Origin of the sequence: Pseudomonas citri (genome assembly GCF_025336485.1) — a bacterium.
Taxonomy (GTDB): domain Bacteria; phylum Pseudomonadota; class Gammaproteobacteria; order Pseudomonadales; family Pseudomonadaceae; genus Aquipseudomonas; species Aquipseudomonas citri.
Genome location: NZ_JAODAB010000005.1, coordinates 258943 through 280069 on the forward strand (window position 1 = coordinate 258943; position 21127 = coordinate 280069).

Here is a 21127-nt window from a genome sequence, read left to right on the forward strand (position 1 = left end):
TGTAGTCTTTTTCTCTTGTACTGGATCTTCCCATGAGTTCTGTTGCTGTGTTCAGCAAGGCCTCGCCGTTCGATGCGTTGCAGCGCTGGCTCCCGAAACTGGTGCTGGCGCCGAGCATGTTCATCGTCCTGGTGGGCTTCTACGGCTACATCCTGTGGACGTTCGTCCTGTCGTTCACCACCTCGACGTTCCTGCCCACCTACAAATGGGCGGGCCTGGCGCAGTATGCACGGCTGCTGGACAACGATCGCTGGTGGGTGGCGAGCAAGAACCTGGCGGTGTTCGGTGGCTTGTTCATCGGCATCACGCTGGTGATCGGTGTGCTGCTGGCGGTGTTCCTCGACCAGCGCATCCGCCGCGAAGGTTTCATTCGCACGATCTACCTGTACCCGATGGCGCTCTCGATGATCGTCACCGGTACGGCCTGGAAGTGGTTGCTCAACCCAGGCATGGGCCTGGATAAATTGCTGCGTGACTGGGGCTGGGAGGGCTTTCGCCTGGACTGGCTGATCGACCCGGACCGCGTGGTGTATTGCCTGGTGATCGCGGCCGTGTGGCAGGCGTCGGGTTTCATCATGGCGATGTTCCTGGCTGGCCTGCGGGGCGTCGATCAATCGATCATCCGTGCCGCGCAGATCGACGGCGCGAGCATGCCGCACATCTACTGGAAAGTGGTGTTGCCGAGCCTGCGTCCGGTGTTCTTCAGTTCCGTGATGATCCTGGCGCACATCGCCATCAAGAGTTTCGACCTGGTGGCGGCGATGACCGCCGGTGGCCCGGGCTACTCCTCGGACTTGCCCGCCATGTTCATGTACTCCTTCACTTTCAGTCGCGGCCAGATGGGCATGGGCTCGGCCAGTGCGATCCTGATGCTCGGTGCGATTCTCGCGATCATCGTGCCTTACCTGTACTCCGAGCTGAGGACCAAGCGTCATGACTAGTCTCGCTGCCAAACCTGCCATAAGCCTGAGCCGCATCGGGATCTACGCGGTGCTGATCCTTGCCGTACTGCTTTACCTGGTGCCGCTGGTGGTCATGTTGTTGACCAGTTTCAAGACTCCGGAAGACATCAGTAGCGGCAACCTGCTGAGCTGGCCGACCGTGGTCAGCAGCATCGGTTGGGTCAAGGCCTGGGCCACGGTCGATGGCTACTTCTGGAACTCGATCAAGATCACCGTCCCGGCGGTGCTGATCTCTACCGCCATCGGTGCCTTGAACGGCTACGTGCTGTCGATGTGGCGCTTTCGCGGTTCGCAGTTGTTCTTCGGCCTGCTGCTGTTCGGTTGCTTCCTGCCGTTCCAGACCGTCCTGCTGCCGGCCTCGTTCACCCTCGGCAAGATGGGCCTGGCCAGCACCACCACGGGACTGGTGTTCGTGCATGTGGTCTATGGCCTGGCCTTCACCACGCTGTTCTTCCGCAACTACTACGTGAGCATCCCCGATGCGCTGGTGAAGGCGGCGCGACTGGACGGCGCGGGTTTCTTCACGATCTTCCGGCGGATCATCCTGCCGATGTCCACCCCGATCATCATGGTCTGCCTGATCTGGCAATTCACCCAGATCTGGAACGACTTCCTGTTCGGCGTGGTGTTCTCCAGCGGCGATTCGCAGCCCATCACGGTGGCGCTGAACAACTTGGTCAACACCAGCACCGGGGCCAAGGAATACAACGTTGATATGGCGGCGGCGATGATCGCCGGGCTGCCGACCCTGCTGGTCTATGTGATCGCAGGCAAGTATTTCGTGCGCGGCCTCACCGCCGGCGCAGTCAAGGGGTAATCATGGCAACGCTCGAACTTCGTAATGTAAACAAGACCTACGGTGCCGGCCTGCCGGACACCCTGAAGAACATCGAGTTGTCGATCAAGGACGGCGAGTTCCTGATCCTCGTCGGGCCTTCGGGTTGCGGCAAGTCGACGCTGATGAACTGCATCGCCGGCCTCGAGACGATCACCGGTGGCGCGATCATGATCGGCGACCAGGACGTCAGCGGCATGAGTCCGAAGGACCGTGACATCGCCATGGTGTTCCAGTCCTACGCGTTGTACCCGACCATGAGCGTGCGGGAGAACATCGAGTTCGGCCTGAAGATCCGCAAGATGAACCAGGCGGCCATCGACGAGGAAGTCACCCGCGTGGCCAAGCTGTTGCAGATCGAACACCTGCTCAATCGCAAGCCCGGCCAGCTCTCCGGCGGTCAGCAACAGCGCGTGGCCATGGGCCGGGCATTGGCGCGGCGGCCGAAGATCTACTTGTTCGACGAGCCGCTGTCCAACCTCGACGCGAAGCTGCGGGTCGAGATGCGCACCGAAATGAAACTGATGCACCAGCGCCTCAAGACCACCACCGTCTACGTGACCCACGACCAGATCGAGGCCATGACCCTGGGCGATAAGGTTGCGGTGATGAAGGACGGCATCATCCAGCAGTTCGGCACGCCGAAAGATATCTACAACGACCCGGCCAACCTGTTCGTGGCGAGCTTCATCGGTTCGCCGCCGATGAACTTCATCCCGCTGCGCCTGCAACGCAAGGACGGTCGTCTGCTGGCGCTGCTCGACAGTGGCCAGGCCCGTTGCGAGCTGCCGCTGGGTATCCAGGACGCCGGTCTGGAAGATCGTGAAGTGATCCTTGGCATACGTCCGGAACAGATCGCGCTGGCGGGTAACGAGCAAAACGGCTTGCCCACCATTCGTGCCGAAGTGCAGATCACCGAGCCCACCGGTCCGGATACCCTGGTATTTGTCAGTCTAAATGACACCAAGGTTTGCTGCCGCCTGGCTCCGGACGCGGCGCCACAGGCAGGTGAAACCATGACACTTCAATTTGATCCGTTAAAAGTATTACTATTTGATGCCAAGACCGGTGAGCGCCTGGGTGTGGCTGGCCAGGCTCAGGCTGAAGCGCGAGCCGACAACGTGGCGCAGTTCAAAGGTCGCTGAAGATGTGAATGTGGGAGCTGGGCTGTGGGAACAAAGCGTTGTTCCCTCCAGCTCGCGCCCGTGAGGAGTATGTGAGGGGCAGGGAACTGCTCGTCGCAATCGTTGTAAACCGCGTTAGATAAAAACAGTTAATAACAATAAGACGAGGATGTAGGGATGAAGAAGAAAAACAACGCCCAGCTTATCTGCCAGTTGTCTGCCGTTGCGGCGATGATGCTGGCCGGTAGCGTACACGCGGCCGACGCGTTCAGCGCCGACTCGCAGTGGATGACGGGTGACTGGGGTGGTGAGCGGACCAAGCTGATCGAGCAGGGCATCGACATCAAGGCTGACTACGTCGGTGAAATGGGCGCCAACCTGCACGGTGGCTACAACAACGACAAGACTGCGCGTTACGCCGACCAGTTCGGCCTGGGCGTGGCGCTGGACCTTGAAAAGCTGTGGGGCTGGGACAACACCCAGGCCAAGATCCAGCTGACCAACCGTAACGGTGAAAACATCTCCAACGACCGTATTGGCGACCCGCGTGCCGGCACCTTGAGCTCCTCGCAGGAAGTCTACGGTCGTGGGCATATGGTTCGTTTGACCCAACTGTGGATCAAGCACCAGTTTCTCGACGGCAAGCTGGACGTCAAGGCCGGTTACTTCGGCGAAGGCGAAGACTTCAACACCTTCCCTTGCGAGTTCCAGAACCTGGCCTTTTGCGGTTCCCAAGTGGGTAACTGGGCGACCGGCATCTGGTACAACTGGCCAGTCATGCAGGCTGCACTTCGTGTGAAGTACAACATCACCCCTGAGTTCTATGCGCAGATTGGCGCGTATAACCAGAACCCTTCGCAACTGGAACACGGCAACGGCTTCAAACTCAGCGGCAGTGGCACCAAGGGCACGGTCATTCCGGTCGAGCTGGTCTGGTCGCCGAAGGTCAACAACCTGCCGGGCGAATACCGTGTCGGTTACTACAAGAGCACGGCCGACGCCAATGACGTGCGTGAAGACGACAACGGCAATGATGCCGCGACCACCGGCAACGCCTACCGCAGCCATAACAGCAAGCACGGCTACTGGTTCGTCGCCCAGCAACAGCTCACCACCCACAACGGTGACGCTTCGCGCGGCCTGAACATCGCGGCCAACGCGACCTTCCACGACAAGGACACCAACGTCGTCGACAACTATCAGTCGCTGATGTTCGTGTACAAGGGGCCATTCGATGCACGTCCTAAAGACGACATCGGGATCGGTTTCTCGCGCATCCATGTCAACGAAGACGTGAAGAAAAACGCCGAGCTGACCAACGCCGCCAACGGCGTCACCGACTACAACGACCCACTGTTCGCGCCGTTGCGTAGCACTGAGTACAACTACGAGCTCAACTACGGGGTCCACGTGACCAACTGGCTGACTGTGCGTCCCAACCTGCAATACATCACTCACCCGGGTGGTGTGGATGAAGTCGACAACGCCCTGGTGGCCGGTCTGAAAATTCAGTCGGTGTTCTAACGCTGTTGCGATAAGCTCCTCTTTATGTGCGCATATTTGCGGACGGCCAAGGCTGTCCGCTTTTTTTTGTGAGGCATGGTCTAGCAGAACCTGTGGGAGCAAGGCTTGTTGTGGGAGCAAGGCTTGCCTGCGATGAAGTTGACGCGATCTGAAGTCGTGGCGCCTGTATCGCGAGCAAGCTTTGCTCCCACAGGAAGTCTCCCTTGCCGTAGAAGCGCGTTTCACCCTGTCGAGAGTTCAATGATTTCCAGGATCGCGGCCCATGCATGAGCATCCGCTACAACGCTTTTTCAAGTCCTTGCGCGAGCGCCCGGTATTTGCGTGGGAGCGCTATCGCCAGCGCGATGTGCTGGTGATCGATCATCCGCTGTGCCAGGCGGTCTTCAGTCGCCAGGGCGCGCAGTTGTTGCATTTTCAGCCCCGTGGCCAGAAACCCTGGCTGTGGTGTGCGGCCAAGTGGCCGAACGTCGGCGCGATACGTGGCGGGGTGCCGGTGTGTTGGCCCTGGTACGGCCGTCATCCCAGCGAAAACGCTTGGCCGTCCCACGGTTGGGCGCGGCTGATCGACTGGAAACTGCTCGACAGCCGCAGCGATGAAGACGGCGTGCACTTGCACTGGCAATTGCAACTCTGCGACTGGCAAGTGGACCTGCACGCCGATCTGGGCGAGCGCATGCAACTACGCCTGAGCACCGAGCATCAAGACCGCCTGCCTTGCCAGTTGAGCCAGGCTTTGCACGCCTATTGGCGTATTGGTGACGTTGGCGAGGTAGCGCTGTCTGGGCTCGAAGGAGCGCAGGGTTACGACCAGTTGAGCCGTGAGACTTGCCAGCAGCAAGGCGAGTTGCGGGTCGAGGGCGGCTGCCAGAGGGTGTTCCAGCATGACGGGCAATTACAGCTCAAGGATCATGCCTGGCAGCGCGCGCTGTGCATCGACACCGGCGACAGCGCCGACACGGTGGTCTGGCATCCCGGCGCGCGGCCGTTGCTGGGGGTGAGCTGGGACGAAGTCAACGAATTCGTCTGCGTCGAAGCGGCCAGCGGCGGCACCGACAGCCTGTGCCTGGCGCCTGGGGAACAGGCGCATTTGAGTTTGCAGGCTTGGGTGGGGGCTTAGGGTTTGTACGAAAAGTCGCGCAGGCGCTTTTCGTACAAAGCCTGGATCTCCGGTGTGATGACTCTCAGGCACTGAAGCCTCAAGGCCGGATCAGTTGAACTCGTCCCCAATCGGATACCGGCTGGCGTTGAGGCTTTCCTTGATCTTGCGCAGGTGCGGCTGGAAGTCCACGCCGCGGCGCAGGGTCATGCCGGTGGCGAGCACGTCCAGTACGGTGAGCTGGATGATCCGCGAGGTCATCGGCATGTAGATGTCGGTGTCTTCGGGCAGTGGAATGTTCAGGCTCAGGGTACTGGCCTTGGCCAGGGGCGAACCTTCGGCGGTCAGGCCCAGCACCGAGGCGCCGTTTTCCCGGGCGATGCGCGCCACTTCCACCAGCTCGCGGGTCCGGCCGGTGTAGGAAATGATCACGAACAGCTCGCCGGTATGAGCCACCGACGCGATCATGCGCTGCATCAGCACATCGGCATGAGCAGTCACGGCCAGGTTGAAGCGGAAAAATTTGTGCTGGGCGTCCAACGCCACCGGGGCCGAGGCGCCGAGGCCGAAGAAGTGGATCTGCCGGGCCTGGATCAGCAGGTCGACGGCGCGGCTGATCAAATTTGGATCGAGGGCCTGGCAGGCGCTGTCCAATGAGGCAATGGCGCTGCCAAAGATTTTCTGGGTGTAGGCTTCCGGGTTGTCGTCGGCTTCCACCGCGCGGCTGACATAAGCGGCGCCGCTGGCCAGGCTCTGGGCCAATTGCAGCTTGAGTTCCGGGTAACCGCTGACACCGAATGAGCGGCAGAAGCGGTTGACCGTGGGCTCGCTGACCGAGGCAGCCTGGGCGAGGGCGGCAATGCTGTAGCGGGTGGCCTGCTGTGGGTTGAGCAGGATGATCTCGGCCACCTTGCGTTCGGCCTTGTTCAGGTCTTCAAGGCGACTCTGGATCTGCTCCAGTAAATTTCGCACGCGGTCCATACAAGATTCCTAGAAAGACGGGTCTTTGATACGACCCTTTGCGGTGACCTATCCTACTGATGGCTCCGGCGGACCACCACTCGGAATCGACATTTTCGAAAAATGTTGTGGTTATTACTACATTTTTCCTTGAGTGATGCCTTGAAAAAAGGTATTTGTAGTTTAACTTGATAAAAGAACAAACATCATGCCTCCGATTACGGTAGAACCGTGCACCTTTGCGTTGTTCGGCGCGTTGGGCGATCTGGCCTTGCGCAAGCTGTTTCCTGCCCTCTATCAACTCGATGCCGCCGGCCTGCTGCATGAGCAGACGCGTATCCTCGCGCTGGCCCGCGAGCCTGGCAGCGAGCAGCAGCACCTGGCCTACATCAGCACTGAATTGCGGCGCTTCGTCGGCGAAAAGGACGTGGACGCGGCGGTGCTCGAACGCTTCCTGGCGCGGTTGAACTACCTGCATGTGGATTTCCTCAAGGCCGACGATTACGTCGCCCTGGCCGAGCAGGCCGGTTCGGCCCAGCAGGTCATCGCCTATTTCGCTACCCCGGCAGCGGTGTACGGCGCGATCTGCGAGAACCTGGCCAAGGTCGGCTTGAGCGAGAAAACCCGCGTGGTGCTGGAGAAGCCCATCGGCTCGGACCTGGAATCGTCGCGCAAGGTCAACGATGCCGTGGCGCAGTTCTTTCCGGAAAACCGCACGTATCGCATCGACCACTACCTGGGCAAGGAAACGGTCCAGAACCTGATTGCGTTGCGGTTCGCCAACAGCCTGTTCGAAACCCAGTGGAACCAGCACTACATCTCCCACGTGGAAATCACCGTGGCCGAGGAGGTCGGTATCGAAGGCCGTTGGGGCTATTTCGACAAGGCCGGTCAGTTGCGGGACATGATCCAGAACCACTTGTTGCAGTTGCTCTGCCTGATCGCCATGGACCCGCCGGCCGACTTGTCCGCCGACAGTATCCGGGACGAGAAGGTCAAGGTCCTCAAGGCGCTGGCACCGATCAGCCCGGAAGGACTGACCACCCAGGTGGTGCGCGGCCAGTACATCGCGGGCCACAGCGCAGGCAAGGCGGTGCCGGGCTATCTGGAAGAGCCCAATTCCAACACCCAGAGCGACACCGAGACCTTCGTCGCGCTGCGTGCCGACATCCGCAACTGGCGCTGGGCCGGGGTGCCGTTCTACCTGCGTACGGGCAAGCGCATGCCGCAAAAGCTGTCGCAGATCGTCATTCACTTCAAGGAACCGTCGCACTACATCTTCGCCCCCGAGCAGCGCCTGCAGATCAGCAACAAGCTGATCATCCGCCTGCAACCGGACGAAGGCATTTCCTTGCGCGTGATGACCAAGGAGCAAGGCCTGGACAAGGGCATGCAATTGCGCAGCGGTCCGTTGCAACTCAACTTTTCCGACACCTACCGCAGCGCACGGATTCCCGATGCCTATGAGCGGCTGTTGCTGGAAGTCATGAACGGCAATCAGAACCTGTTTGTCCGTAAAGATGAAATTGAAGCCGCGTGGACGTGGTGTGACCAGTTGATCGCCGGGTGGAAGAAATCCGGTGATGCGCCCAAGCCGTACGCGGCCGGGTCCTGGGGGCCGATGAGCTCCATCGCGCTGATCACGCGGGACGGGAGGTCATGGTATGGCGATATCTGAATTGAAACTGCCACAGGGCGTCAGCGCCCTCGAATTCAAGAGCCCGGTGTTGCTCGCTGAAGGCTTGGCATTGAACGTGGCCGAGCAGTTGCGCAATGCGATCGATGCGCGGGGCACGGCGGTGCTGGTGGTGTCCGGTGGTCGCAGCCCTGTCGCTTTTTTCCATGCGCTGGCCAAGCAGGCGCTGGACTGGTCGAAGGTGCTGGTGAGCCTGGCCGACGAGCGCTGGGTGCCGGTCGAGCACGCCGACAGCAACGCCGGCCTGCTCAAGCGTTACCTGCTGCAAGGGGCTGCGGCCAAGGCCCAGTTCCTGAGTCTTTACAGCGCCAGCGCCAACCTGGAAGCGGCAGCCGAACAGGCGGATCGTTTGCTGGCCGAGCTGCCGTCCATCGACGTGCTGGTACTGGGCATGGGCGATGACGGACACACCGCCTCGCTGTTCCCGGACAGTCCGAACCTGGCCCAGGCCCTGGATGCCAACGGTGCTCGTCGTTGCTGGCCGATGCTGGCGCCGACCGTGCCACACCAGCGCTTGACCATGAGCCGTGCCTTGCTGGCCTCGGCGAAACACAAAGTGCTGTCGATTTCCGGTCAATCGAAATTGACCACCCTGAGCACTGCGGTGGCCGGTGACGACGTCGCCGAAATGCCGATCCGCGCGTTTTTGCAACCTACGTTAGAGATTTACTGGTGTCCATGAACCAAGGATCAGCCGCTATGACAAAGCCATCCCCGACCGTTTCCATGGCGGACAAAGTTACCTTGATCGACAGCCTCTGCGCCAAGGCGCGGATCTTGCCGGTGATCACCATCGCCCGTGAACAGGACATCCTGCCGCTGGCCGATGCCCTGGCTGCCGGTGGCCTGACGGCGCTGGAAGTGACCCTGCGCTCCGAGCACGGCCTCAAGGCGATCCAGGTGCTGCGCGAGCAGCGTCCGGAACTGGTGACCGGCGCCGGCACGGTGCTCGACCGTCACATGCTGGCTGCTGCCGAGGCGGCGGGTTCGCAGTTCATCGTCACGCCGGGTATTACCCGGGACCTGCTTGAAGCCAGCGTGCAGAGCCCGATTCCGTTGCTGCCGGGCATCAGCAATGCGTCCGGCATCATGGAGGGCTACGGCCTGGGCTATCGCCGCTTCAAGCTGTTCCCGGCGGAAGTCAGCGGCGGCGTCGCGGCCATCAAGGCCCTGGGGGGGCCGTTCGGCGAAGTGAAATTCTGCCCGACTGGCGGCGTGGGCCCGGCCAACATCAAGAGCTACATGGCGTTGAAGAACGTGATGTGCGTGGGCGGGAGCTGGATGCTTGATCCGGAGTGGATCAAGAACGGCGACTGGTCCCGCATCCAGGAATGCACCGCCGAGGCTTTGGCGCTGCTGGACTGATTGCTTTACCAAACCTCGTTGGGTGTTCTACGGTTTTACGGTGCGCTTGGTCGGCGCACCGTTTTTTTTTTGCCTGGGTTTTTGTGGGAGCAAAGCTTGCTCGCGAAGTAGGCGCCTCGATACCTCAGAGATCGTATCGCCATCATCACGAGCAAGCTTTGCTCCCACAGGGGGGGGCGGTGCGACCTCGCCACAACTATGTTCGACTCAGGTTGATCAGTGCCTTGGTCAACCGCTCGATATCACTCGCCAATGTAGTCAACCCCGGCGTAATGCGGATGCACGGCCCGACGCTGGTGTCGCGCACCACAGTGAAGATGCCGTACTCGTCGAGCAGTCGATTGGCCATGGTCTGTTGGTCCCTGCGCGCGGTGAAGCGCATTGAGGTGATGCCGCAATACAGCCTTGGATCGTCCGGGGTCATGACATCGATCCCCGGTTCATCCCGTACGGCGCGAACCCACAGATCCCGCAGGTAGTTGAGCCGCGGCCCCTTGGCCAGCGCGCCACCGAGGGCGCGGTGCTCTTCGAAGACCAGGGGCAGGGTCAGCAGGGCAGGGATGTTGGGTGTGCTGTGGGGGATTCGCGAGCGGGTGTCGGTGGCCGGGTAATGGCCTTCGTCCATGTCCGGGTCGATGTCGGCCAGCCGATGTGGGGCGATGTACAGGAAACCCAGGGCCAGCGGGCCGCCGATCCACTTCTGCAAGTTGAACCCGGCAAACTCGATGCCGAGTTTCTTCAAATTGAAATCGATCTGGCCCAGGGCATGGGCGCCGTCGAGGATGATGTCGACGTCAAATTCCCGGGCGGTCTCGGCAATGGCCTTGACCGGCATCACCAGCCCGGTGAGGTGGTTCACATAGGTCAGCGCCATCAGCTTCAGACGAGGGTAGCGAATGAACGCTTCGCGATAGGTGCCGACCAGGCTCTCGAAACTGGCGGGGTGTTGGTGGACCAGTTCGATGACCTCCGCGCCACGCTGACGGGCGAGCCAGCGCATCGCACTTTTGACCGAGGCGTATTCCAGGTCGCAGATCAGTACCTGGTCGCCGGGCTTGAGGCCATTGTAGTTGCGGATCAACGATTGCAGGGCGTCCACCGCGCTGGTGGCCATTGCCACCGAGTGGGTGGGGGCCTGTATCAATTGTGCGACCTGTCGACGAATGGCCTCGCCATGATCGCGGTCGAAGTGCTGGCGCACATACACCGAGTTGCCGCGGTTGATGAACTCGATGTTGCGCTGGTACTCCTCGACCACGGTTCGCGACATGCGTGCGAAGTAACCGTTTTCCAGATTGAGCGGTTCGTCGGGATCGACATCGTAGCGGCCGACAAAGGTCCGCCAGAAAGTTTCATCGTGGGCGCGCAGCGTATTTTCGGGCATGGTGAGGACTCAATCGGTCAAGGGCGTGGCTTGGGCTTGCCATGTTTGACACGCAACGGGTCGAGCAGGTCCGACAGGCCGTTGTGGTCGATTTCCTGCATCAATGCCAGCAAACCGCCCAATTCCCCGTGGGGAAAGCCCTCGCGGGCGAACCAGTTCAAATATTGACCGGGCAGGTCGGCCAGAATCCGGCCCTTATACTTGCCAAAGGGCATCTGGCGTGTGACCAGTAGTTCGAGTTTTTGCGGATCCATGACACATCATCTTGTTCGGAGCAGCCAGGAAAAATACAGGCATTCTGCATGCAGGCCAAATGACAGATCATGCAAATAACGCGGATACAGATTTTTGCTTGTTAATTAAATATTTGTTTTTATTGCTATTTTTATTGAAATTCGGTCTGGCATGGCCGATGCAACATCCCTTGCAGGTTTTCATTCACCCGCAAAGGAACTGAAAAATGACTGACATCAACAAAGAATCCATCTCCGTCCTGAACGACCTGATCGAGACCAGCAAGGACGGTCAGGAAGGCTTCAAGACCTGCGCCGAAGACATCAAGCACCCTGAACTCAAGGCCCTGTTCGTCAAGCGTGCCGCCGACTGTGCCACCGCTGCTGCCGAGCTACAGGCTGCGGTTCGTTCGCTGGGCGGTGATCCGGAAACCTCCACCAGCGTGACCGGTGATTTGCACCGTCGTTGGGTGGATGTGAAATCCATGTTCACCGGCAAGGGCGAGGAAGCGATGCTCAACGAAGCCGAGCGCGGCGAAGACCATGCGCTGAAGGTCTATCGGCAAGCCATCGAGAAGATCAACAAGCACAACCTGGTGGGCATCCGCGACTTGGTCGAACGCCAGTACCACGGGGTGCAACGCAACCATGACCAGGTCAAGGCGCTGCGTAACCAGGCCAAGGCCAGCTAACCACCCGATCCACAAAAAACGCCAGCTTGCTGGCGTTTTTTGTGGAGAGTGGCTCGAACTGAAAACGATCACCGAGCGACCGACAAACAGCGCTGGACTCTAATAGGTAGCTAGCTAATAATTGCATCGCCTATCTTCCGACATTGCATCTATCGTTATTGCAATCCCAAAAGAGTTTTTTGCGTGCCCATTACCCTGCAGGCCTTGTTCGCCCCCGACCGCCTCGCTGTGCAGTTCGCCATCAAGACCGTGCTCGGTGCCGGGTTGGCGCTGTGGCTGGCGCTGCGCTGGGGGTTGGAGCAGCCGTCATGGGCCTTGATGACGGCGATCATCGTGGCGCAGCCGTTGTCCGGGATGGTGGTGCAGAAGGGCTTGGCGCGCCTGCTCGGCACGTTGGTGGGTACGGTCATGTCGGTGGTGTTCATGGCGCTCTTCGCCCAGGCACCCTGGTTGTTCCTGTTGGCCCTGGCGTTCTGGCTGGGGCTGTGCACGGCTTGTTCAACGTTGTTGCGCAGCGCCTGGTCCTATTCGTTCGTGCTCGCCGGGTACACGGTGGCGATCATCGCCTTGCCGGCCATTTCCCATCCGTTGGGCGTATTCGACCAGGCGGTGGCGCGTTGCACCGAGATCAGCCTGGGGATCGTCTGTGCCACGGCGGCCAGTGCCTTGCTCTGGCCGTTGCGGGTCGAGCGCCAATTGGCGGGACAGGCCCTCGTGGCCTGGCAGAGCGGCATGCAGGCGGCCCGCGCCACCCTGGCCGGCGATGCCCAGGCGCGCAAAGGGTTGTTGGAAATCCTGGGCAAGATCGTCGCCGTCGACGCCCAACGCGAACACGCCTGGTTCGAAGGTCGCCTTGGCCGCCAGCGGGCGCGGGCCATCAGTGGCTTGAGCCAGAAACTGTTGATGCTGCTGCGCCTGGCGCGCTCGGTGCGCCGACAGTGGAAGCAGCTCGAGCCTGAAGAGGCGCAAGGCCTGCAAGCGTGGATGAGCGAAGTACAGCAGGCCCTCGATGCGGACAGCACCACCCTCCAGGCGTTGCGCCCGCGCGTATTGCAGGCTTCCCATGATCCGCAGATCAGCGCTGCGCAAAGTTATTGCCTGGCCCGGTTCGCCCTGTTGCTCGATACCGCCCTGGCCGCCTGTGCGGCCCTGACTGCGGTGCAAGAGGGCAGGGAGGCGGCTGACCCGCCGCGAACCCTGGCGCCCCATCGGGATCTGTCCCTGGCCATGGTTTTCGGTGCCCGCAGTGCCCTGGCGTTCCTGGCGGTGTCGTGCTTCTGGCTGGCGACGGCCTGGCCTGCGGCATCTGGTGCGTTGGTGCTCACCTGTGTGGTGTGCAGCCTGTTTGCCAGCCGCGAGAATGGCGCGCAGATCGGCATGAGCTTTCTGCGCGGGATCTTCCTGGCGGTGCCGACGGCGTTCGTGATCGGCGAGATCGTGCTGCCGCAATGGAGCAGCTTCGCGATGCTGTGCCTGGCCATGGGCGTGCCCTTGTTCTTCGGGGCGCTGGGCATGGCCAAGCCGCAGATCTTCGCCACGGCCACCTCGTTCTGCCTGCACTTCGTGGTGCTGGTATCGCCCCTCAACACCATGAAGTACGACGTCGCGGCGTTCCTCAACAACGCCCAGGCAATGATGATCGGCGTCGGCTCGGCGGTGCTGGCGTTCAATCTGCTGATTCTGCGCGATCCGGCCTGGCACAGCCGCCGCTTGCTGGCCGCGACCCTCGACGACCTGGTACGCCTGACCCATCGCAACCTGCGCGGGGCGGAAAGTTGGTTCGGCGGGCGGATGGCCGACCGGTTGCTGCAACTGGCGCGGCACTATCCCGAGCTGCCGGCGCAGGCGCGCAGTCGCTGGGACGATGGCTTGCTTGGCCTGGACATAGGCGACGAGTTGCTGCACTTGCGCCTTAGCCTGGCGGTGGCCCAGGTGCCCGACAAGGCGGCGCAGCGGCGCTATTTCGACGCGCTGGAACAGGTGCTCGAGCGCGGCCCGGTCGGCGTCCAGGCCGACGCACTGGCCTCGGCCAGTGCCGCGTTTCTCGACATGCTGTCGAAACAACCGCCCGGCGATGCCTTGAAGTTGGCCCAGGGCGCGGTGGTGCAATTGCAAAGCAGCTGGCGCGCCTGGTGCCGTCAGCACGAACCGGAACGACAGGAGCACAGCCATGGGCTTGCGTGAGTGGTCGATCGGCGGGGTGCTGCTCAGCCCGTTCCTGATTTATGTGGTGCTGGCGTTGCTGGTGACCGGCGCGCTGCGCCTGTTGCTCAGCCTCGTGCCGGCCGGGCGCTGGATATGGCATGAGGCCTTGTTCGATTGCGCCCTGTATGTCTGTGTCCTGACCGTCATTACCGTGGTCTTCGGGCCGCTATAGGAGTTCAACATGCGTACGAGTGTACGTGTCGCCGTCACGCTGTGCATGGTGGCCGTGGCGATCTTCGCCGGGTTTCATCTGTGGCAGTACTACATGCTGACACCCTGGACCCGCGATGCGCGGATTCGCGCCGACGTGGTGGTGATCGCCCCCGACGTGTCGGGCTGGGTGCGCGAACTCAAGGCGGTGGATAACCAGCAGGTCAAGGCCGGCGATGTGTTGCTGAGCATTGACCGCGAGCGTTTCGAGGCGGCAGTGGAGAAGGCCCGGGCGGTGGTCCAGACGCGTCAGCAGCAACTGAGCCTGCGGGAGCACGAAGCCAGCCGCCGCGCCGCCCTGGGACCCCAGGCCATCAGCGCCGAGCTGCGGGAAAACGCCCAGATCAACGCCGGCATTGCCCGGGGTGAGCTGCGTGAGGCACAGGCCGAGGCCAAAGTTGCCGAGCTCAACCTGGCCCGCAGCCAGGTCCTGGCCCCTCGCAGCGGCCATATCACCAACCTGCGCCTGGCCGAAGGCAACTACGTGAATGCCGGGCAGCCGGTCATGGCGCTGATCGACGATTCGACGTTCTATGTGCAGGCCTATTTCGAGGAAACCAAATTACCGCGGATTCGCGTGGGCGACCCGGTCAAGGTCTGGCTGATGAGTGCCGGCCACGCGTTGGAAGGGCATGTCGAAAGCTTCAGCCGTGGCATCACCGACCGCAACACCACCCCCGATGCGCAATTGCTGGCCGAGGTCGAGCCGACTTTCAACTGGGTGCGCCTGGCCCAGCGGATACCGGTGCGGATCAAGCTGGACAAGGTGCCGGAAGGGGTGAACCTGAGTGCGGGGATGACGGCGAGTGTGCAGGTGCGTGAAGACCGGCCGTAAGTGCCATGCCCTGTGCTCTACGGCAAGAGGTCTTGCTCTGTGGGAGCAAAGCTTGCTCGCGAAACAGGCGCCTCGATATTCCACGAGGACCGCATCGCCTGTATCGCGGGCAAGCCTTGCTCCCACAAGAATCAACCGACGGTAATCGCCGGCAACGTCGGCAAGGTCACGGTCTGTTGTTTGCGCGGAGCGAGGATTTCGGCTTCGCCGTCCACCACCAGTTCATCACGCTGGTTGAATACGCGAGTGGCGATGCGCACACGAAACTTGGGCAATTTCTCGAGGATTTCCAGGCGCACGGTCAGGGTGTCGCCGATCTTTACCGGTTTCTGGAAGCTCATCTGTTGGCCGATGTAGATGGTGCCCGGCCCAGGCAACTCGCAGGCTACCGCCGCGCTGATCAAGGCCCCGCTGAACATGCCGTGGGCGATGCGCTCCTTGAACATGCTCGCCGCGGCGAATTCGGCGTCCAGGTGCACCGGGTTGTGATCACCGGACATCGCGGCGAACAGCTGGATGTCGCGCTCCTCGACGGTCTTGCTGTAGCTGGCGGTCTGGCCGACTTCGAGGGCTTCGTAAGGGATGTTGGTAACCTGGGTCATCTGTTTCAAATCCTGTGACGGGTAAGGGAAAAGGCTGTCGACCTACTCGCTGCGTGGCGGCCGCTTGTGGCTCAGGGCCTGGGCAATCCAGGCCAGCACGTCGGCCGTCACTTCATCGCGGTTGGTCTCATTGAACAATTCGTGCCGGGCCTGCGGGTAGATCATCAAGCGCAGCTGCTGGTTGCCGGCACCGCGCAGGGCATCGGCCAGATCTTTCAGACGCTTGCCTTCGCTCACCGGATCACATTCGCCGCCGATCACCAGCAGCGGAAGGCCCGGATCGATCTGGGCGAGGTTGGACGCTTTGCTGATTTGCTGCAACCCGCCGAGCAGGTCCACCCACAACTGGTTGGTGCAACGAAAGCCGCACAAGGGGTCGTCGACATACTTGTCGACTTCCGCCGGGTCGCGGCTGAGCCAGTCGAAGCGGGTGCGCGCGGGTTTGAAGCGCTTGTTGAAACTGCCGAACGACAACCATTCGATCAAGGCGCTGCGCCCCGTGGCCCCCTGGCGCTGCCGTTCGAAACGGGCGATCAGGCGAGCGGCGCGGTAGAGCGCCACGGGTTGGAAATTGGAGCCGCTGAGAATCGCGCCGTGCAGGCTGGCGCTGTGGTGCAGCAGGTAGCCCTGGGCAATGTAGCTGCCCATGCTGTGGCCCAGTAGCAATATTGGTGTATCAGGATGTTGCTGGACGATGTGGTGATTGAGGCTGGCGAAATCGCCCACCACCTTGGTCCAGCCGTCCTGGTCCGCGTAGTGGCCGAGGATCGCCTTGGCCGCGGTTTGGCCATGACCACGCAGGTCCGGGGCATACACGCCGTAGCCTGCGTCGCACAGCGCCCTGGCCAGGCGCGCGTAGCGGCCGCTGTGTTCGGCCATGCCGTGGGCCAGCATGATCAACGCCGTCGGCGGGGCTTCGGGCAGCCACTGGTTGACGAACAGGCGGCTGTGATCGGTCGCGCTCAGCCAGAACGTTTGGTGGATCATGGCGATTCCTTTTAGGCAGCCTCGCTGCATTGTATAGCGCATCCGTTGCGTCTCGCCCGATCAGGCTACGACGAGGCAGGAAGATTCACAGAATCTATGTCGCAAGTTGCCATATTTGCCTGATTCGCCATAGCTGCTAGTGTCCCAAGAGCTCCGCCTCTGCAAGCGATGCGCAAGCGGCCCGGATACGCTCAGGTAAAGAGGACAAAAACAATGCAGCCTGATTTCTGGAATGACAAACGCCCAGCCGGCGTTCCCCTGGGTATCGACCTGGGGGCCTACAAGTCGGTCGTCGAGGTGTTCGAGCGTTCCTGTAAGAAGTTTGCCGACCGTCCGGCGTTCAGCAACATGGGGGTGACCCTCACCTACGCCGAGCTCGAGCGCTACAGCGCCGCTTTCGCCGGCTACCTGCAAGTCCATACCGACCTGGCGCCGGGTGATCGTATCGCCGTGCAGATGCCCAACGTCCTGCAATACCCGATCGCCGTGTTCGGCGCCTTGCGCGCCGGGCTGATCGTGGTCAACACCAACCCGCTGTACACGCCGCGGGAAATGCGTCACCAGTTCAAGGACTCCGGTGCCCGGGCGCTGGTGTACCTGAACATGTTCGGGCAGAAAGTCCAGGAGGTATTGCCCGATACCGACCTGCAATACCTGATCGAGGCGAAGATGGGCGACCTGATGCCTGCTGCCAAGGGCTGGCTGGTCAACACGGTGGTCAGCAAGGTCAAGAAGATGGTCCCGGACTATTCGTTGCCCCAGGCCGTTGCCTTCAAGAGCGCCTTGCGCCTGGGCGGCGGCCAGGACATCAAGCCATTGCAAACCAGCCTCGACGATATTGCGGTGTTGCAGTACACCGGCGGCACTACCGGGTTGGCCAAGGGCGCGATGCTGACCCATGGCAACCTGGTGGCCAACATGCAACAGGTCCGTGCCTGCCTGGGGCAGTTCGGCAACGATGGCCAGCCGCTGATGCGCGAGGGCCAGGAGATCATGATCGCGCCGCTGCCGCTGTACCACGTCTATGCCTTCACGGCCAATTGCATGGGCATGATGGTGACCGGTAACCACAACGTGCTGATCACCAACCCACGGGACATCGGCGGCTTCATCAAGGAGCTCAAGAACTGGCGTTTCTCGGCGTTGCTGGGGCTCAACACGCTGTTCGTGGCCTTGATGGACCATCCGGATTTCAAGACCCTGGACTTTTCCAATCTCAAGGTCACCAATTCGGGCGGTACCGCACTGATCAAGGCGACCGCCGAGCGCTGGGAGCAACTGACCGGTTGCAGCATTACCGAAGGCTACGGCCTGACCGAAACGTCGCCGGTGGCGTGTGCCAACCCCTACGGCGGCAAGTCCCGGCTGGGCTCCGTGGGGATTCCCGTCCCCGGCACGCTGGTGAAGGTGATCGACGACAGTGGCGCCGAACAGCCCCTGGGAGAGCGCGGCGAATTGTGCATCAAGGGCCCGCAGATCATGAAAGGCTACTGGAACAAACCCGAGGCCACTGCCGAAGTGCTGGACAGTGAGGGCTGGTTCAAGTCTGGCGACATCGGGGTGATCGATCCGGACGGTTTCGTGCGCATCGTCGACCGCAAGAAGGACATGATCATCGTCTCGGGCTTCAATGTGTACCCCAACGAGATCGAAGACGTGGTGATGGCCCATCCGAAAGTCGCCAACTGCGCGGTGATCGGCGTTCCGGACGAGCGTTCGGGGGAGGCAGTGAAACTGTTCGTGGTGGCGCGCGAGACCGGGGTCAGCCTGGAAGAGCTCAAGGCCTACTGCAAGGAGAACTTCACCGGCTACAAGGTCCCCAAGCACATCGTGCTCAGGGACTCATTGCCGATGACGCCGGTGGGCAAGATCCTGCGGCGGGAGTTGCGGGATATCGCCTGACGGCTTACAGAAAACCTGATGTGGAAGCGAATAAGCCCGCTTCCACATTTTTTGTCTATTCAGGGCGATCCAACAAGGTTTAGATTTTTTACTCTAAAAATGACTTTGAAACTGTCCTGAGTCGTGTTCATGACTGTAGGGGCCAATTTTGGCTCTAGTCGACCCTTGGCAAAGCTGCTACTCTCGGCGCGCTTTGTGACTTCCCGGCCTTGATCCAAGCCGGATTCACCCATAAACACACCAATAATAATCGCATCAAATGCGGTGAGAATTCGCGTTGCCGAGGAGGGGGGCTTCCATGATCGAAGACTTTTGGAAGGATAAGTACCCAGCTGGGATTGCTGCCGACATCAATCCAGATGAGTATCCGAATATTCAGGCGGTGTTGAAGCAATCCTGCCAACGCTTTGCCAACAAGCCGGCATTCAGCAACCTCGGCAAGACGCTCACCTACGGTGAACTCTACGAATTGTCCGGTGCCTTTGCCGCGTATCTGCAACAGCATACCGATTTGCAGCCGGGCGATCGAATCGCCGTGCAGTTGCCCAACGTTCTCCAGTACCCGGTGGCCGTCTTTGGTGCTATCCGTGCCGGGCTCATCGTGGTCAATACCAACCCGCTGTACACCGCGCGGGAAATGGAGCACCAGTTCAACGACTCCGGCGCCAAGGCACTGGTGTGCCTGGCGAACATGGCGCACCTGGCCGAGGCCGTGGTCCCCAAGACGAGCGTCAAGCACGTTATCGTCACGGAAGTCGCCGACCTGCTGCCGCCGCTCAAGCGCCTGTTGATCAACAGCGTGATCAAGTATGTCAAGAAAATGGTCCCGGCCTATCACTTGCCCAAGGCCATCAAGTTCAATGATGTATTGAGCAAGGGGCGCGGCCAGCCTGTGGCCGAAGCCAACCCCACCAGCGACGACGTGGCTGTGTTGCAATACACCGGTGGTACCACCGGCGTGGCCAAGGGCGCGATGCTCAGCCACCGCAACCTGGTGGCGAACATGCTGCAATGCAAGGCGCTGATGGGCTCCAACCTCAATGAAGGTTGCGAAGTGCTGATCACGCCGCTGCCGCTGTACCACATCTATGCCTTTACCTTCCATTGCATGGCGATGATGCTGATCGGTAACCACAACATCCTGATCAGCAACCCCCGCGACCTCTCGGCGATGGTCAAGGAGCTGTCGAAGTGGAAGTTCAGCGGTTTCGTCGGCCTCAATACCCTGTTCGTGGCCCTGTGCAACAACGAAGCCTTCCGCAAGCTGGATTTCTCGGCACTGAAAGTGACCCTGTCCGGCGGCATGGCTCTGCAATTGGCGGCGGCTGAACGCTGGAAAGCGGTCACCGGTTGCCCGATCTGCGAAGGCTACGGTATGACGGAGACCAGCCCGGTCGCCTCCGTCAACCCGATCCAGAATATCCAGATCGGCACCATTGGCATTCCGGTCCCGTCCACGTTGTGCAAGGTGATCAACGACGCGGGCGTCGAACAGCCGCTGGGCGAAATCGGCGAGCTGTGCGTGAAAGGCCCGCAGGTCATGAAGGGCTACTGGCAACGCCAGGAAGCCACCGACGAGATCCTCGACAGCGAAGGCTGGCTCAGGACCGGCGACATCGCGCTGATCCAGCCGGACGGTTACATGCGCATCGTCGACCGTAAGAAAGACATGATCCTGATCTCGGGTTTCAACGTGTACCCCAACGAGTTGGAAGACGTACTGGCAACCTTGCCGGGCGTGCTGCAATGCGCGGCTATCGGCATTCCGGACGAAAAATCCGGTGAGGCGATCAAGATCTTCATCGTTGCCCGACCGGGTGTCACGCTGACCAAGGAACAGGTGATGGAGCACATGCGCGCCAACGTCACCGGCTACAAGGTGCCCAAGGCCGTGGAGTTCCGCGACGCCTTGCCGACCACCAACGTCGGCAAGATCCTGCGGCGGGAGTTGCGCGATGCAGAGCTCAAGAAGTTGGGCGTGAAGAAGTAAGGCCGCCGTCAACAATAGCCCCGCTGATGCGGGGCTATTGTTAGGCGACGGTCGCAGAGAAGCTTTTGTGGCGAGGGAGCAAGCCCCCTCGCCACAGGGAAACTCTGCTATGGGATGATCGACTACAACCGAAATTGCGCAAAATTCAGGTTGGTACCACCCGGTCGCATGTCTTGCAGGTACGAATCCTTGTCGGCACTCAGCTCCAGGCTCAGGGCGGCCTTGCGCTTGCCCTGGTTGCGCACTTCCAGGCCTTCCATTTTTTCCCGCAGGAATACGGTCGGTACTTTCAAGTGCAGCAGCTCATCGGTGGCCGGGGTGTGCAGCAGCAGGTGGATCCATTCGTACTGACCGATGGCCAGGCGTGTCACCGGGATGTTGAACCAGAAGATGTTGCGGTTGCGGTTCAATTCGCTGAAGTGACAGTTGTTGACGCCCAGTACGGCGCCGCCCAGTTCCTGGTTCCTGCGAGCGATGGCCTGCTTCTTATCGAGTTTCATAACGTTCCTACGAGATTAAAGCTTC

20 protein-coding genes are annotated in these 21127 nt (G+C 61.0%); 14 read left to right on the forward strand and 6 right to left on the reverse strand.

Going from position 1 to position 21127, the window contains the following annotated elements; all coding sequences use genetic code 11:
- The first annotated feature begins 32 nt into the window (after positions 1 to 32).
- From N4Q37_RS08465 to N4Q37_RS08485, 5 genes are all read left to right on the forward strand, one after another.
- Positions 33 to 941, forward strand: a complete 909-nt coding sequence (locus tag N4Q37_RS08465; protein ID WP_260956883.1) for a carbohydrate ABC transporter permease — start codon at positions 33 to 35, stop codon at positions 939 to 941.
- The gene (locus N4Q37_RS08470; protein WP_260956885.1) at positions 934 to 1779 is read left to right on the forward strand and encodes a carbohydrate ABC transporter permease; all 846 of its coding nucleotides are present in this window, start codon (positions 934 to 936) and stop codon (positions 1777 to 1779) included. The genes N4Q37_RS08465 and N4Q37_RS08470 overlap by 8 nt, the downstream gene beginning before the upstream one ends.
- Before the next feature lie 2 nt (positions 1780 to 1781).
- Positions 1782 to 2942 (forward strand): ABC transporter ATP-binding protein, encoded by a 1161-nt coding sequence (locus tag N4Q37_RS08475; protein ID WP_260956887.1) that lies wholly within the window; start codon positions 1782 to 1784, stop codon positions 2940 to 2942.
- A gap of 156 nt (positions 2943 to 3098) precedes the next feature.
- The gene (locus N4Q37_RS08480; RefSeq protein ID WP_260956889.1) at positions 3099 to 4445 is read left to right on the forward strand and encodes a carbohydrate porin; all 1347 of its coding nucleotides are present in this window, start codon (positions 3099 to 3101) and stop codon (positions 4443 to 4445) included.
- Between the two features lie 262 nt (positions 4446 to 4707).
- A complete protein-coding gene (locus N4Q37_RS08485; RefSeq protein ID WP_260956891.1) occupies positions 4708 to 5562 on the forward strand; it encodes a D-hexose-6-phosphate mutarotase in 855 nt (284 codons plus the stop codon).
- A 90-nt stretch (positions 5563 to 5652) separates the two neighbouring features.
- Here the strand turns inward: N4Q37_RS08485 and N4Q37_RS08490 are convergent, their stop codons facing one another.
- Positions 5653 to 6513: a MurR/RpiR family transcriptional regulator gene (locus N4Q37_RS08490; RefSeq protein ID WP_260957056.1), complete on the reverse strand. Its 861-nt coding sequence runs from the start codon at positions 6511 to 6513 to the stop codon at positions 5653 to 5655.
- Between the two features lie 196 nt (positions 6514 to 6709).
- Here N4Q37_RS08490 and zwf point away from each other — a divergent pair, with 196 nt between their 5' ends.
- The 3 genes from zwf to N4Q37_RS08505 are packed head-to-tail and all read left to right on the forward strand — an operon-like array spanning position 6710 to position 9562.
- Positions 6710 to 8179, forward strand: coding sequence for a glucose-6-phosphate dehydrogenase (gene zwf, locus N4Q37_RS08495; protein WP_260956893.1), 1470 nt, complete (start codon positions 6710 to 6712; stop codon positions 8177 to 8179).
- Entirely contained in the window at positions 8166 to 8879 is a 714-nt protein-coding gene (pgl, locus tag N4Q37_RS08500) for a 6-phosphogluconolactonase (protein ID WP_260956894.1), read from the forward strand. The genes zwf and pgl overlap by 14 nt, the downstream gene beginning before the upstream one ends.
- Positions 8880 to 8896: 17 nt before the next feature.
- The gene (locus N4Q37_RS08505; protein WP_260956896.1) at positions 8897 to 9562 is read left to right on the forward strand and encodes a bifunctional 4-hydroxy-2-oxoglutarate aldolase/2-dehydro-3-deoxy-phosphogluconate aldolase; all 666 of its coding nucleotides are present in this window, start codon (positions 8897 to 8899) and stop codon (positions 9560 to 9562) included.
- A 196-nt stretch (positions 9563 to 9758) separates the two neighbouring features.
- Here N4Q37_RS08505 and N4Q37_RS08510 read toward each other — a convergent pair whose 3' ends face one another.
- Both N4Q37_RS08510 and N4Q37_RS08515 read right to left on the reverse strand, forming a co-directional pair.
- The gene (locus N4Q37_RS08510) at positions 9759 to 10946 is read right to left on the reverse strand and encodes an aminotransferase class V-fold PLP-dependent enzyme (RefSeq protein ID WP_260956898.1); all 1188 of its coding nucleotides are present in this window, start codon (positions 10944 to 10946) and stop codon (positions 9759 to 9761) included.
- A gap of 17 nt (positions 10947 to 10963) precedes the next feature.
- Positions 10964 to 11200 carry a DUF3820 family protein gene (locus tag N4Q37_RS08515; protein ID WP_260956899.1) on the reverse strand — a complete coding sequence of 79 codons (237 nt, stop codon included), beginning with the start codon at positions 11198 to 11200 and terminating at the stop codon, positions 10964 to 10966.
- Positions 11201 to 11406: 206 nt separating this feature from the next.
- Here N4Q37_RS08515 and N4Q37_RS08520 point away from each other — a divergent pair, with 206 nt between their 5' ends.
- From N4Q37_RS08520 to N4Q37_RS08535, 4 genes are all read left to right on the forward strand, one after another.
- On the forward strand, positions 11407 to 11871 hold the full coding sequence (locus tag N4Q37_RS08520; RefSeq protein WP_260956901.1) for a PA2169 family four-helix-bundle protein: 465 nt from the start codon (positions 11407 to 11409) through the stop codon (positions 11869 to 11871).
- Between the two features lie 183 nt (positions 11872 to 12054).
- Entirely contained in the window at positions 12055 to 14055 is a 2001-nt protein-coding gene (locus N4Q37_RS08525) for an FUSC family protein (protein WP_260956902.1), read from the forward strand.
- Positions 14042 to 14248: a DUF1656 domain-containing protein gene (locus N4Q37_RS08530; protein ID WP_260956904.1), complete on the forward strand. Its 207-nt coding sequence runs from the start codon at positions 14042 to 14044 to the stop codon at positions 14246 to 14248. Before N4Q37_RS08525 ends, N4Q37_RS08530 begins: the two co-directional genes overlap by 14 nt.
- Before the next feature lie 9 nt (positions 14249 to 14257).
- Complete coding sequence (locus N4Q37_RS08535) at positions 14258 to 15121, forward strand: efflux RND transporter periplasmic adaptor subunit (protein WP_260956907.1); 864 nt, start codon at positions 14258 to 14260, stop codon at positions 15119 to 15121.
- 131 nt (positions 15122 to 15252) lie between these two features.
- Here the strand turns inward: N4Q37_RS08535 and N4Q37_RS08540 are convergent, their stop codons facing one another.
- Together N4Q37_RS08540 and N4Q37_RS08545 are read right to left on the reverse strand one after the other, a co-directional pair.
- Positions 15253 to 15723 (reverse strand): MaoC family dehydratase, encoded by a 471-nt coding sequence (locus N4Q37_RS08540; protein WP_003184579.1) that lies wholly within the window; start codon positions 15721 to 15723, stop codon positions 15253 to 15255.
- 42 nt (positions 15724 to 15765) lie between these two features.
- Complete coding sequence (locus tag N4Q37_RS08545; protein ID WP_260956910.1) at positions 15766 to 16710, reverse strand: alpha/beta hydrolase; 945 nt, start codon at positions 16708 to 16710, stop codon at positions 15766 to 15768.
- A gap of 213 nt (positions 16711 to 16923) precedes the next feature.
- Here N4Q37_RS08545 and fadD2 point away from each other — a divergent pair, with 213 nt between their 5' ends.
- Both fadD2 and fadD1 read left to right on the forward strand, forming a co-directional pair.
- Positions 16924 to 18612, forward strand: a complete 1689-nt coding sequence (gene fadD2 / locus N4Q37_RS08550; RefSeq protein ID WP_260956911.1) for a long-chain-fatty-acid--CoA ligase FadD2 — start codon at positions 16924 to 16926, stop codon at positions 18610 to 18612.
- Between the two features lie 298 nt (positions 18613 to 18910).
- On the forward strand, positions 18911 to 20602 hold the full coding sequence (gene fadD1 / locus N4Q37_RS08555; protein WP_260956912.1) for a long-chain-fatty-acid--CoA ligase FadD1: 1692 nt from the start codon (positions 18911 to 18913) through the stop codon (positions 20600 to 20602).
- A 122-nt stretch (positions 20603 to 20724) separates the two neighbouring features.
- On the opposite strand, the gene N4Q37_RS08560 is transcribed toward fadD1, so the two are convergent.
- A complete protein-coding gene (locus N4Q37_RS08560; RefSeq protein WP_260956914.1) occupies positions 20725 to 21102 on the reverse strand; it encodes a hypothetical protein in 378 nt (125 codons plus the stop codon).
- Between the last annotated feature and the right edge of the window lie 25 nt (positions 21103 to 21127).